This window comes from Bacteroides muris (ex Fokt et al. 2023) (assembly GCF_024704895.1).
Classification (GTDB): domain Bacteria; phylum Bacteroidota; class Bacteroidia; order Bacteroidales; family Bacteroidaceae; genus Bacteroides; species Bacteroides muris.
Map to the genome: position 1 here is coordinate 1 of NZ_JAMZEE010000039.1, position 14,044 is coordinate 14,044.

The window sequence follows — 14,044 nt, forward strand, 5'->3', positions numbered from 1 at the left end:
ATCAAAGAACTCTTTGGCATAGTGGCAGAAGCCGCTTAGCCGATATGGTGAATTTTTAACGGACTATTATATAATAAGATTCACTGAATTTATTTTTATCTAAGTGTTTATATACTTCGATAATATTTTAAAGTAAATTAGTTATGAAAAAGATCATGCCCATTATTTTTTTATTGCTATCCTTAATCTCTTGCAACAAGGATGAGGAATGTAAAATGGAGGAAAAATTGGATTTATATCAAACATATTGGGAGGGAACTTTATTCTATAGGTCGTCTGGTGTAGAAAATAAATTAGATATAAAAGTTACCTTTGAATCGACAATTGTTGGCGAATATGCAATAGAGGATATGAACTCGAATATTCCATATTCAAGTAAATCAATATTTCAATATGAGGTGAAAGATAAAATAATAAATATTAGTGATGGCTACAAGAACATATTAGTAGGAAAATGGTGGATTATCAGACATGAAGATGGCAATTTGATTTTGCAAAAGAATATTAGCGATAAAAACAATGGCTGTGAATTATGTTTAACCAAAAAAATATAGTATGAAAACAAATCTCACATTTTCTCTTTTGTCTTTATTTTTGGTGTACGGATGTATGTGCAATGAAGAAATAGACGATTGCCTAACACAATCTGCACCTTTTACAGAATCAATTACTGTACTTAAGGAGAGGGATTCAAAATATCCCTTGATTTTTCCAGAAAGGAAAACTGCTACAAGAAGCTTATTAACAACTGAAGTCAAAGACTATTTAGGCTGTTCATATAGACTTGACAAATTTCCTTTAGGAACTGCAATCAATATTGGAAGTCCTATCATTGATATCAATAAGATTAGAAAGGAAGAAGGCTTCTATGTACAAGACCACTATGTTGGAATACAAGAAATGGAGCCGTTCTCTTATTCAACTTTTGATAGATATACACTCAAATCAAAAGATACCGAAAAAGTTACGACCGGATTTAATATAAATGTTAAACTTTTCTCTTTCGGCAATAAAAAAACTGTTGAAGAAGTATTTACAAAAGATGTCATTAATGAAAGCAAAAGAGTATATGGACAATTGGATGTTTCAGTCTTGGGCGTAAGACACAAATTGTCAATATCGTCAAATTTAATAAAAAAAATCAAACTCAACTATCTGAACAAGACTTTCCTTGATGAGCTACACTCCCTTACTATGAAAGAATTTATTAATACATATGGCTCATTGGTTCTTGTGGACTTTTATTCAGGAGGCAGACTTACCGCATTATATTCTGGAATATATAATAGCAATGATGTTACTGAAACAAAAGAAAAGAATATTGATCAAGATATCAAGGCGACTTTTGGCAGTAAAAAAGACACAGTTGATGTCACAACAAGTATTGGATTAGGAAGAGATTACTATAGAGAAGAGGCTACTTCACAAAAAATAAGTGGTATGAAACTATCCATAAAAGCCATAGGCGGTAATCTAAATTATGCAGTATTTAGCGCACCACAAGACATTAAAGATGTAAATATAGACCTTTCTAAATGGATGGCTTCGTTAACACCTGAGACTTATAATATGATTGACATTGAAAATGAGGGGTTGTTACCTTTGTCAGAACTCATCTCTGAGATAAATCGTAAAGCTTCTATTGACATTTATCTCCAGAATGGAGAAACTGATGGACCAGCTCAGTTCATAGAACCGTATATTGAAATTATACGGCGAAAAGTACAAGGACTTACCGTTCTATACAGTTCATTGGTTTCTAAAACTGATGATCGAATACTTTTAACGACAGATAACATAACAAATGAAACAGAATCAGGACAAGAAAAAAAGATACAAGAATTAGTCAATACTCATAAAAAGGTTTATGGATTGAAAACTGTTTTAAAAGAAGTAGATAGTGATTTGGGTCCACTTATGCCATCTTATTATATGGACTTTGCAAGATACGATGTTAATCAATTTAAGAAATATGTAGATAAAGAAAATAATATGATGTATTTGATATGTGACGGTCCCACAAAAAAATCAAGCTTATCAACTTTTGCAAGGATATTAAGTGGCAATTTATTAGATACAAGTCGCAATGCTACTTCTATCGTGGAAGGTACAGTATGTTGGTCTCTTTATGATTACGAAAAGACTTTAAAATTATATGGACTAACAGATTTTGTAAATGGTTTACCGGAAGTAACTGTAGATAGAGAAGATTTATTAGACTATACAATTTTTGGTCTCTAAAATAAAACAGAAGAGAAGGCAATTAATAACTAACTATTATGTCTTCACTTTTTAAAATTAAGCACTTGACAATAGTTGGATTTTAAGTAAAGGGCTAGAAAAACATATCTAGTCCTTTGTTTTTTCTTTTTCAATACTAACTAAAAAACAAAGTAGAATGAAAAATGTAATTGATGTTCAAAAGTTTAAAGAATAAGTGTTTTGTCAGTTTTTTTACAACATCCCTTCGGGTTATGCACTATACTCATACTTCATATAGGCTTCCGTCTCTGACTAACCGATTTTTACTTTGAGATAGCAGACATACAAGGAATATAAATAAAGAAAAAGAGAACTATCATTATGCTATGTTTTCCGTATTTATTTTGTCTTCGATAATATGAGCAATTGTTTTTTATGCTTTGATTGTAATGCAATATCGAGTTGAATGTTACAATTCCATCATATAACAAACCTGCCGTTCAATGATATTTTCCTAATTTTACCGTCTCTGAAAGTATTGTTTTCCTTATATTTGAAGAAATAATACTCATAACAAGAGCGTCAATATTAAAACAAAAACGTATATTTGCAAAGTCCAATCGGAGAAATGGTTGGATTTATATGGAAAGCGTTTTTTGCTTCATCCCAAGACTGAAAATTCGCCAAATTTTTACCATAAGGGATAGAAGGCAATATTGACGCTCATTTCTGTTTGTATATGTATGCGTGTAGCTTTTATGCTATACTCCTTACATATCATTCAGCGTGAGGAGTATTGTTTCTTCGTTCATTTTATGGTAGGGTGTTTGGCGATACCTCAGTTTTGATGAACATAGACAAGCCTCACGCTTTCTTTTATTCAATAAACTACTACTCGGAGGCTTGTAGTAATAGGAGATTAAACTATGAAGCCAATTTTTCCTAATCCCCAAATGCCACTTAATCAAAAATGTCTTCTTTTCTATTTTTTTCAGAAGATAATGAAAGAGGATATTGAAAACTCCAAATCACAATGTAATACTGATTGGGAATGGAAAGATCTTTGGTTCGAAAAATGGAAGATTCAGACTGAAGACTTTCTCAAATCTAAAAAAAGTGCGATTGACAATCTTCTAGTTCTAAAAAATCCAACTGATAAACTCAGTATGATTGTGGATAATTTGGATTTCCAACTCTTGTATGATAGTATCAACAATGAGCAGTCTAACCTGAATAAATCTTGGGGACTTGATTTATATAGTCAATGTGAAAAATTTGCTCCCTTTGATTGGTTTACTCTACTTCAAAAAGAGAAGAGAAGAGAAAAGAAGTGGCATGAGAAACTATATAAATGGATTCAATCAGTAACACCAAATCTTCATCTTGATTCAAATAGTCAAAAAGAATCTTTAATCGAGATTGCCAAATGCTTAAATCTCTCTATATATCCAATCCCCTAGTTGTTTGAATTTGCAAAAATAAGAAGTGAATAATTTGATTGAAATATGTTTAATATGAGAACAAAAAAACTATATTTATTTCCATTGTTTACACTACTGCTTTTTGTAGTATGTTCGTGTAAGGATGATAATAACGATCCTACACCTCCCGAACCTTCTCCAGAAATCACAATACCAAGTTCGGAGAATCTAAATCCCGTACTATCACAAGAAGGTGGTACGGTGAGTATTTCATTCACTGCTACTGCTGATTGGACTGCATCTTTAGTCAATACCCGTGCCGAAAGTTGGATTGCTGTTACTCCTTCTTCCGGCAGTAAAGGTAAAAATGAAATAACTATAACTGCAACAACCAATGAAACATACGATGAACGCAATGCAACAGTTGTATTGAAATGTGGAACAGTCAGCAAAAATATTGTCGTAACCCAGAAACAGAAAGACGCTTTAACCGTAACCTCTTCCAAATATGAAGTGGATAGTAAGGGAGGAAGTATTAGTGTAGAGGTGAAAGCTAATATTAACTTTGAGGTTGAAGTAAGGGCTGATTGGATTAAACAGCAAACCGAAAAGACACGTGCTCTTACTACAAGTAATCTGAATTTCACCATAGAACCTAATGAAACTGGAGATAAACGAGAAGATGAAATTATAATCAAGAGTGGAGGACTATCGGAAACGATTAAGGTTTATCAGGGATTTGAGGACTTTATAACTTTAACGAAAAAGGATTTCACTATTCCAGAAGAAGGTGGAAATGTGGATATTGAAATAAAAAGTACATTTAATTATGAGGTTAAAATGCTCCCCGATGTAGTAGATTGGATTACAGAGGTTCAAAGCTGTGCGGTTTCTACCCATACACACCATTATACTGTATCTCCTAATGATACCTATGATTCTAGGGAAGTAAAGATTGTATTCTATGATCCTAAAGATAAGAATGTGGCTGATACTGTAACCATCAGCCAATTACAGAAAGATGCTATAGTATTGGCACAGAATGAATATATAATGGAAGTAGAAGGAGGAGAACTGGACTTTACGGTGAGTGCCAATGTCGAGTTTAAGGTTTCCGTATCCTCAGACTGGATTGCACAGATCACTACCCGTGGATTGATTGACAAGCGATTGAAATTTGTCGTGAAAGAAAATACAAGTGATGAGAACCGTGAAGCTGTGATTACAATTTCCAATGATAAGTTGGAGCAGCATATCAAAGTGATACAAAAAGGGAAAAATGTATTCAGTATAAAACAGAAGGAATATACCGTCTCTGCTGTGGGTGAACAGATACAAGTGGAAGTGACAGCCACCGGAAGATACTCCATCCAAATGCCAGAGGTAGATTGGATTACGGAAGTTACTACAAAAGCAACTGTTGCCAATACTCATGTCTTTACCATCACAGCTAATGAAGGATATGATGAACGTTCAGCTGAGATAACCTTCATTGACGGAGAAAGCGGATTGGCTGAAACGGTAAAAGTGATCCAGAAGCAACAGGATGCTATTTTTATAGGGCAAGATGAATATACTCTCGGATGTGAAGGAGGAACTATAGAAATCAAGGCAGATGCAAATGTAGAATATACAGTTACCACTTCTGAGAATTGGATTGAACAGATTACTACCCGTGCTTTATCAACCGGAATTTTACGGTTTACAATTTTAGCAAATGACAGTGAAAGTCAAAGAACAGGAAGTGTAACTTTGACTGGTGGTGACATAACTAAGATTATTGTTATAAGACAAGCAGGAAAAGATAGTACAAGTGGTGGTATTGACGATATGCCTACTCAACCATGGTAAACTTTATAAATGAAAAGAGATTATGGACAAGATGAAATATATAATTCAGATATTGGTCGCTATAACTTTATTGGGCTGTACCGATGAAGAGATATTCAAAAGTAAAGGCGATATAGAAGTTACAGCAGGATTTGCAAAAACACGTACCACTTTTGTAGAGGATGACGGAATAACACATGTTACTTGGAATACGGGAGATGCTATCGGATTATTTACGAAGGAACAGAATAACCTTCAATATACAGCTTTGAATGATGGTGATGAAACAAAGTTTGGTACTTTAGGAGAAAAAATAACAGCTACAGAAGGAGAAAAGGTGTATGCTTATTATCCTTGGATAGGAGGTTCTGAAAATCCGCAAAAAATGAAATTGCCTGACATACAGTTCCAAAGCTATAATAATAACAGGTTTGATTTCATATATGCTTCGAGTTCTGTAAATGACAGAAAAGTGTCATTACAATTTAAGCATCTCTTTGCTTTCATTAAAATTACTCTTCCTGTCGATATTCTTTCTGTAGAAGGAGATAATAGATTGGGATTTTATGTAAGCTCGTCAGAAAATATTGCTTTTCAGGATCTCTATAATGAAGGAAAGGTCTATTTCGACATGGAAAAAGAGGAAATTGTTGCAGAACAATTGTCTCAAAATTTGCGATATCATATTTCTAATGGTCCATTGGAGGGTCAACAAGAGATTACATGTTACATTGCCATCCTTCCACAAACGGAGGATGCTGAACTGATAGTATCCAAACAGAACGGAGACCCCTTGTTAGTAAAGAATGTACCAACAGGAGGTTTCAAAGCGGGTAACGTATATACGTTATATTTGAATGGGGATGAAGTTGAAAATATGAAAGCAAGAGAACGGGAAGCTTTGGTTGCACTCTATAAAGCTACTAATGGGGATAATTGGACAAATAATACAAACTGGTGTAGTGATAAACCGATTCATGAGTGGTATGGAGTCGGAGTAGATTCGTATGAGCTTGAAAGAGTTAATAGGCTTTTTCTATCAAATAATAATTTATCTGGTGTGATTCCGGAAGAAATTGGAAACTTAGAAGGTTTGAAAGAACTCTATTTTGATGGAAATAATTTAAAAGGTTCCATACCAGAAAGCATTGGAAATCTAAAAGGACTTAAAAAATTATGGCTAGGTGGCAATGCTTTGATTGGTTCTATTCCTGAGAATCTTGGGAATCTTATAAATTTAGAAATACTGGAGTTAGGTGGTAACAATTTGACTGGCTCTATTCCGAGAAGTATTGATGCTTTAAAAAAGGCTAAGCTTATATTATTGGCACATAACCAATTAGAAGGTTCCATACCTGAGTGCTTTGCAAATTTATCAAATTTGGTTGACTTAGATTTATATGGTAATTGTCTTAGCGGTATTGTTCCCGAAAAACTATTGCAACATCCCAATTGGAAAAAATGGGATCCAGAACTTGACATCTTATCCCAACGCCCCGGCTATATTTTGCAAATAGAAAACCTTTATGCTTCTACAGACTTTTCAAAAGACGGAGAAGTGGTTGCATTACAAACTCATTCAAAAGGTAATGGTATAACTATAGTGATGATGGGTGACCAGTTCGTAGATACAGATATGGAGAATGACGGTTTATACGAAACAAAAATGAAAGAAACGATGGAGCATTATTTCTCCATAGAACCATTCAAATCATTACGGGAATTATTTGATGTAATAATGATTAAGGCTGTATCCAAAAATAATATGATGACTGGAGAAACTGCTTTTTCATCAAAAGTTACCTCAAATTTTGAAATAGATAAAGATAAATGCATGGAATATGCCAAAAAAGCAATAAGAAGAGATAATTTGGATAATGTACAAGTCATAATGGTACAAAACTGTTACGTGCCTATAGCCAATACTTTCTTGTATCAAAATGGATTCTCCATTGCCAATTGTCCTTTTGGTACAGGTAACACAGATTCAAATAATTTAGCTCATCCTAATAGTGCTCGTAGTCTAACACTCCATGAAGCAGGTGGACATGGTTTTGGTTATTTATTTGATGAATATTTGCAAAGTGGAGCCGTGTCGGGAACTCCTTCGGAAGAATTCATTATATCATTTAATCAAGATTATATTAATTATGGTTATTATGCCAATGTGGATTTTATTAGTGATCCAGAAAAAGTTAGATGGGCACATTTTATAAAGGATTGCCGTTATCTGTATGAGGAAATTGGACTTTTTGAAGGAGCATATCTTTATAAAAAAGGAATTTATCGTCCGACCAATAGTAGCATAATGAATAGTGGTGGTAATCGAAGTAATTTATTCAATGCTCCAAGCCGTGAAGCAATCTATAAACGTGCCATGAAATTAGCTTATGGTGATTCTTGGACTTATGATTATGAAGAGTTTGTTAAGTTTGATGAACCTGGACGTTCTGAATGGATAAATGCTAATACAAGGTCAGCGAATGAAGAAATGATGAAAAATTACAAACATATTCCACCTAAAATCTTTAATTATCCGGCAGTAGTAAAATAACAACTGAGATAAATATACAAGTTTAGTAATTGAATAATCATAACGTTAAATTATATGAGAAATAATATTTATAATCTTTTGTCACTATTTATACTACTATCTTCAGTAGTATGCTCTTGTAAGGATGATGAAGAACCAATAACTTTATCAGAACTAACATTCCCAAGTACAGAAAACTTAAATCCTATTCTCCCTAAAGAAGGCGGAGAAGCCAGTATTTCATTCACGGCCCTGTCAAAATGGGCGGTGGATATAATCAAGACAGAAACTAAGTCTACCGAAGAGGAGGAAGAAGAATGGATTATAGTAACGCCCGAACAAGGAGGGGCGGGGGAAGCAATTATAACAATAAAAATTCCAACCCCGAATGATACTTATACTGAGAGGGGTGCAACTATTAATCTGGTCTGTGGAGAAACAATCAAGAAAATAAATGTCATACAAAAAGGACGCTCGGAGAAAGATGATCTCGAAGAAGCCTTAAAATTAGAACGCAAAGCCTTGGTTGATCTCTATAAGATGACAAATGGTGATGGTTGGAAAAATAATTCAGGATGGTGCTCAGAGAAACCTGTATCCTCTTGGTATGGTGTTAGTACAGATGGTCAGGGAAGAGTCACCAGAATCAGCATGGATAGAAATAACTTAATTGGACGTTTTCCTGAGAGTATCGGAAATCTTAAGGAGCTTAGATACCTTAGACTTCATAATAATTACTTATATGGAGAACTCCCTGAGGGTTTTTATGATCTAACAAAGCTTGAGTATTTTCAAGTCAGTAATACTAATTTTGGTTCTGAGGGAGGTACGATTGTTATAGACCCTAATAATCCGGAAGCACCAACACTCGGAAGGAATCAGTTATCAGGGAGGATATCAGAGAAAATAGGAAATCTTAAGAACCTATGTGAATTCGGTGCTTGCCAAAATTGTTTTACAGGGGAACTTCCGAAGGCAATTTGGACTCTGACTAAGTTACAGGCATTATTATTGACTCACAATCATAATAATGAAACCGATGAATGTTTATATGGTGAAATTCCGGAGGATATTGGAAACTTAAAAAAGCTAAGACAACTTTGGCTGGATGGAAACAATTTCTCAGGTAAACTTCCAGAAGCAATAACGACCCTTGAAAGCCTGGAGGAATTAATAATAGGTTATAATTCTTTTACAGGAGAATTACCGAAAGAAATCGGAAATCTGAAAAGACTGAGACAGTTTACTTGTGGATATAATCTATTTACAGGTGAACTTCCTGAGAGTTTTTATAATTTAACTAACCTGGATTGTATAGATATTCGTGGAGTTGCTCGAGGTGGAACTGCTGTTGTTTGGGCTGACGGAGTTCATAAAGTAGTAAACTCTAATCAGTTTACTGGAGAAATTTCAGATAAAATTAAACATCTTAAGAAACTTGATAGTTTTTCGATTAGTGGGAATAAATTTCTTGGTAAACTTCCAGAGGGTATATATGAATTACCGAAGTTACGTGTTATTGATGTAAGTGATAATAATATTAGTGGAACTTTATCAGAAAAATTAGGAAACTTAAAGACATTAGAGAATTTTCAGGCTAGTGCTTGTTCATTAAGTGGTAAAATACCCGAAAGTATTCGAGAACTTAAAGAACTCCAAAACTTCATTATAGAGTTTAACAGCTTAGAGGGAGAATTACCTATAGGAATTACAGAATTACCTAAAATTACATCCATCTGGCTACAAGGGAATAACTTGACGGGAAACTTACCTGCTGGACTCAAAGAATGTGGCTTGGTTATTTTTGGGAATCGACTTAGTGGCATAATACCGAATGACATAGCTAGTTGGGAACGTTGGAAAACTTGTAATATAAATTCAGATGTTTTACAACAACAAGAAGGGTATGGGTTAAGCCTTAAAAATGACGGAACACAACATGTTTTTAAGAAAATCCGTGGTAACGTGAATATAGCTCCAAGAGTTTATCAAGTCGGAAATCAAAAAGTTATAGAAACAGAACAGGGAAGAATTAATATCCCACTTATACCTCAATAACAGCAATAGAATAATAATAAACCTTCAATACAGATAACGCACTAGGACATAAATCTTGGTGCGTTATTTTTTGTCCTTATTCCCAAATCGCTAAAATGCTATTCTCACCAGCTCAAATCCTTACTCCTGAAATATAAATCGCATTTATGTTCACCGATTTTATAAACAGAATATTAGGAGCTGAAAAAGTTTCTGTTTCTAATCGCTTGGAAAATGCTGAGCCAAGTGTAATCATGAAAAAAGACAGCACCAAACCTATCCCTGAAAAATACCAAAGAGACATAGAAGCGCTCCGACAGAAATATGGAGACGCTTTTAAAACCGGTCTCTGTATTAATCTTACACTTCAAGAGGCTTTATCAATCATGCCGAGGGAAAGGAGAAGAATTGATGCCTATTCCGGTCTTGTCTCTTATCTGAAAAAGGAATGGGACATGACATTATCCATTAAATCACAAAAAACTAAATCTAAAACATTATGAAGAACCACGTATTTATAGCAGGCGGAGCTGTATGTAATATCAACCAATCCAAAGAAGAAATCGAAGAGACCGTCAATATCGAACTTGAAGAGACAACAAGCGGCCTGGTGAAATTTGAGTATCAGAAAATTGCGGACAATGAAATTGTACTCATTTATCACCGGACCCTCAGTTATAACCTGGACTTGAAGGAAATTGCAGACTGCGACATGGCTATGGCATCCGGCGTGAACATTACAAACTTCTATCTTAAACCCTTAGGCAATCCGGTCATTTATCCTTTAAACCTGAGAGGAAGCCGGTTCTATTCCCCTGTACTTGCATTTATTAGATTCTATAAGAATTTGATGATTATGATGGAAGAAAGAGTGGAGGATATAACGATAGGGCTGAGTGAGGATAAATTAATAATGAAGATAACCTATTAAGCCAATGAATGTCTTAGTAGCATGTGAGGAAAGTCAAGCTGTTTGTCTGGCTTTCAGAAAACTGGGTCATAACGCTTATAGTTGTGACCTTCAGGAGTGTAGCGGTAGTCATCCAGAATATCATTTCAAGGGAGATATGTTTGATGTAATAGCCAATCGTGGTGGAACCTTGGAGAATGGAACCAAACACTTCCTTGACGGTAACTGGGATCTGGTCATAGCCCATCCACCCTGCACTTATCTTGCAGTCTCAGGTGCAAGATGGTATTATCACCCTGACGATAAGAACCTTCCTATAGAAGAGAGAAGACCACATCCGAAGTTCCCCGACAGAGCCAAAGACCGTGAGGAAGCAGTCCAGTTCTTTATGGATGTTTCAAGGATAGGAGTGGGTAAACTGGCCATCGAGAATCCGGTAGGTATAATGAGCAGCCGATGGAGAAAGCCCGACCAAATCATAGAACCTTGGATGTTTGGTCACGAGGCAAGTAAGAAGACTTGTCTATGGTTGAAAAACTTACCTCTCCTGATACCGACAAATATAGTTGGGAAAGGTGAGATCTATGTTTCAAAGAGTGGAAACAAATCTCCTAAATGGTTCACTGATATATTCTTCTCGGGTGTATCGCCTGAAGAAAGAAGAAAACTGAGAAGCAAGACCTTTCCAGGGATAGCGGATGCGATGGCTAATCAATGGGGTGGAAAGACAGTGGCATAGATGATAAGTGATTCGTTATTTGACATCCGATTAGTCCAATGCAGTTAAGGTGCAATACGATTTTTTAGATTCTTGAAGGTTAATGAACTTGCAAAAAACGCTGGAGTTTATTACATTTGAGAGAAGAAAACTCAAAAACATTAATATTGCTATATTCTTAAAATTTATATTTTGAGGGGAAAAAGACTATTCTTTATTAATATCACTATCTTTGTGTAAAAAGACATGTTATGATTAGATTGGTGAAATTGAATGAATATGGTAAGTCCGCTGTTGACTCGGTAAACTATTTATTTAAAGAATGTGGTAAGAATCAGATTTTTAAATCTGATATATTGCTATGCGAGCAGAATGGATTCTTTTTTGATAATCATCCAACAATTGGTCCTGGAGATGAGGGCTTTAATTCTGTACAGGGGTTTAATCAAGCTTTTGGAAAAGGAATTGGCAATACAACTGATGATGATAAATATTTTGAGAAGCTGGATTACCGAAATTTCAATGGAATAACATCTTATGAACAAGACTTACATGAGGAATTGTCTAAATACAAAAATATTTGGGAAAATAACTTTATACTGAGAACTTTGATACAACTCGCCCATTTGATAAATGGCGAACATTATGATTGGAATCTTAATGTATTTGAGTTGATACAAAGAAAAAGAAGTAAATGTAATATAATAGAGCAAGATATAATAAAAAGATTCAAGTGCTTTCCTCCTATTTATAATATCTTACGAATTGCATATAACAATAAAATTAGAAATGGAGAGGCTCATTCGCAATATCATGTTGTCAATGGAGGTATAGTGCTTGTTGACCATACCAACCATTCTGATTCTATTCTTCCAGGAATAACTTTTGAGCAGTGGGAGCAGATATATATTTTTACGTATTGTTTTATACGGTATATTTGGTACGGCTTAAAAATGTTATCTCAAACAGAGGCGGCACACTGCATTCAAAATAATAGTGGAATACCAATATATATACCATGCGATAATGATAAATGGCAACCGACTATGACATATCCAGTAGTGTGGAAAGAAGACAATACAGAAAATATCCGTTGGGTGTTTAAAAAAACTTATTGAAATAAACGACTTGTTTTTTAGATGGATAGAAACATTCAAATTACTGAAAATCATTATGATAGTATAGCTGCCACTTCACCTTATAAGACAGTCCTGGAGTTTATGGAGACAGCCTTGGAAATATCGAGTAAAGGTAGCAGAGACCGTTTGGAAGAAAGACTATAAGGGAGATACTGTAGTGGATTGGATCAATTGAAACAGATAAAAAAGTAAACCTAAAAAGGAAATCAGAACCGGTAAAAAGGCTTTGGTTTCCTTCTTTTTCACTCCGGGATACCATAAAAGCACTTTATTTGAGGGAAATGTTCAAAAATATATCCATAAATGCTTGTTGTTTCAAAAATATGAGTACCTTTATGGTGTTCATCGTGATGGACACTATAATCTTATTGATAAAAAAGCGTTTAGCTGGTTCTGTATAAGTGAAAAGTCGAAATTTCCTTCCAATGTACCCAAGGACAGCCCTACGTTCAACCTGCGATATTTTGCGGAGGGCGTTTTCTGTTTGTACCAAGGGTTTCGACTCCCTCACTTATAGACAAGGTTAATGCCCTTCCGCTTTTAATTTAGATGGGTTTGCATATAGGGCACAAGCCTGGAGCCATAATCATGATACTGATGAATAAGTGCAGATCCTTTTCCTGTCTGAAAAGCATTGTCAAACATTGGAATTCCACTGAGAAAAAATTCCTGATACATAAGTGATATGTAGGCTTATAACATAGCCTATGTATCACCGGATGTCGGTTCCCTTTCTATACCTTAATAAGGTATGCCGCTTGAGTATTATCAATTGAATATTAATATTTTAATGTAAGACGTATGGACAAAAGAATTGTCGGTGTCAATGCAGGTAATGTATGGCACGTCCTTAGTGAAAAGAATATCAATCCCCGAACTTGCCAGAAAAATGAATCTGAGTGTTGAGAGTACTGCATTGGCTGTCGGATGGCTGGCCCGTGAGAACAAGGTCTGCATACATCGGGTGAACGGATTGATAGAAGTCTATGATGAAGACCAGTTCGGTTTTTCCTTCGGATAAGTGCATGTATTATTATGGAAAGGAACCGGAACTGATAAATGTTCCGGTTCACAGTTTGATTTTCCCCAGTTGTAAGGAGGTCTTTTGTAAAATATGCCTATTCTATCTTCTTCGAATTCTTTGCTTAAAACCTTATCGGGCATTACTTGATTTTTCTTTGTCATGCCCATTTTTCTCATTCTACAATGTATTAAATAAAAAATACGGAACTCATTTTGAATCCCGTATTTCAC

10 protein-coding genes and 1 pseudogene are annotated in these 14,044 nt (G+C 34.9%); all 11 read left to right on the forward strand.

The window, feature by feature from the left end; all coding sequences use genetic code 11:
- Positions 1–143 precede the first annotated feature (143 nt).
- Entirely contained in the window at positions 144–554 is a 411-nt protein-coding gene (locus M1B78_RS14005) for a hypothetical protein (protein ID WP_257940992.1), read from the forward strand.
- Between the two features lies 1 nt (position 555).
- Positions 556–2,241 (forward strand): MACPF domain-containing protein, encoded by a 1,686-nt coding sequence (locus M1B78_RS14010; protein WP_257940993.1) that lies wholly within the window; start codon positions 556–558, stop codon positions 2,239–2,241.
- An 887-nt stretch (positions 2,242–3,128) separates the two neighbouring features.
- Entirely contained in the window at positions 3,129–3,662 is a 534-nt protein-coding gene (locus M1B78_RS14015; protein WP_257940994.1) for a hypothetical protein, read from the forward strand.
- Positions 3,663–3,716: 54 nt separating this feature from the next.
- Positions 3,717–5,474 carry a BACON domain-containing protein gene (locus M1B78_RS14020; protein ID WP_257940995.1) on the forward strand — a complete coding sequence of 586 codons (1,758 nt, stop codon included), beginning with the start codon at positions 3,717–3,719 and terminating at the stop codon, positions 5,472–5,474.
- 22 nt (positions 5,475–5,496) lie between these two features.
- A complete protein-coding gene (locus M1B78_RS14025; protein WP_257940996.1) occupies positions 5,497–8,007 on the forward strand; it encodes a fimbrillin family protein in 2,511 nt (836 codons plus the stop codon).
- Between the two features lie 54 nt (positions 8,008–8,061).
- Complete coding sequence (locus M1B78_RS14030) at positions 8,062–10,044, forward strand: BACON domain-containing protein (protein ID WP_257940997.1); 1,983 nt, start codon at positions 8,062–8,064, stop codon at positions 10,042–10,044.
- Positions 10,045–10,190: 146 nt separating this feature from the next.
- Complete coding sequence (locus M1B78_RS14035) at positions 10,191–10,526, forward strand: hypothetical protein (protein WP_257940998.1); 336 nt, start codon at positions 10,191–10,193, stop codon at positions 10,524–10,526.
- Positions 10,523–10,954 (forward strand): hypothetical protein, encoded by a 432-nt coding sequence (locus tag M1B78_RS14040; protein WP_257940999.1) that lies wholly within the window; start codon positions 10,523–10,525, stop codon positions 10,952–10,954. The genes M1B78_RS14035 and M1B78_RS14040 overlap by 4 nt, the downstream gene beginning before the upstream one ends.
- Positions 10,955–10,958: 4 nt before the next feature.
- Complete coding sequence (locus tag M1B78_RS14045) at positions 10,959–11,672, forward strand: hypothetical protein (protein WP_257941000.1); 714 nt, start codon at positions 10,959–10,961, stop codon at positions 11,670–11,672.
- Positions 11,673–11,902: 230 nt separating this feature from the next.
- Positions 11,903–12,769 carry a hypothetical protein gene (locus tag M1B78_RS14050; protein WP_118264343.1) on the forward strand — a complete coding sequence of 289 codons (867 nt, stop codon included), beginning with the start codon at positions 11,903–11,905 and terminating at the stop codon, positions 12,767–12,769.
- An 822-nt stretch (positions 12,770–13,591) separates the two neighbouring features.
- Positions 13,592–13,811 (forward strand): annotated as a pseudogene (locus M1B78_RS14055) (winged helix-turn-helix domain-containing protein).
- Positions 13,812–14,044 lie beyond the last annotated feature (233 nt).

Coding starts and splice junctions, on each gene's coding strand:
- M1B78_RS14035 (WP_257940998.1), top strand. CDS start 10,191: ATGTTCACCGATTTTATAAACAGAATATTAGGAGCTGAAAAAGTTTCT.
- M1B78_RS14020 (WP_257940995.1), top strand. CDS start 3,717: ATGAGAACAAAAAAACTATATTTATTTCCATTGTTTACACTACTGCTT.
- M1B78_RS14010 (WP_257940993.1), top strand. CDS start 556: ATGAAAACAAATCTCACATTTTCTCTTTTGTCTTTATTTTTGGTGTAC.
- M1B78_RS14015 (WP_257940994.1), top strand. CDS start 3,129: ATGAAGCCAATTTTTCCTAATCCCCAAATGCCACTTAATCAAAAATGT.
- M1B78_RS14005 (WP_257940992.1), top strand. CDS start 144: ATGAAAAAGATCATGCCCATTATTTTTTTATTGCTATCCTTAATCTCT.
- M1B78_RS14030 (WP_257940997.1), top strand. CDS start 8,062: ATGAGAAATAATATTTATAATCTTTTGTCACTATTTATACTACTATCT.
- M1B78_RS14040 (WP_257940999.1), top strand. CDS start 10,523: ATGAAGAACCACGTATTTATAGCAGGCGGAGCTGTATGTAATATCAAC.
- M1B78_RS14025 (WP_257940996.1), top strand. CDS start 5,497: ATGGACAAGATGAAATATATAATTCAGATATTGGTCGCTATAACTTTA.
- M1B78_RS14050 (WP_118264343.1), top strand. CDS start 11,903: ATGATTAGATTGGTGAAATTGAATGAATATGGTAAGTCCGCTGTTGAC.
- M1B78_RS14045 (WP_257941000.1), top strand. CDS start 10,959: ATGAATGTCTTAGTAGCATGTGAGGAAAGTCAAGCTGTTTGTCTGGCT.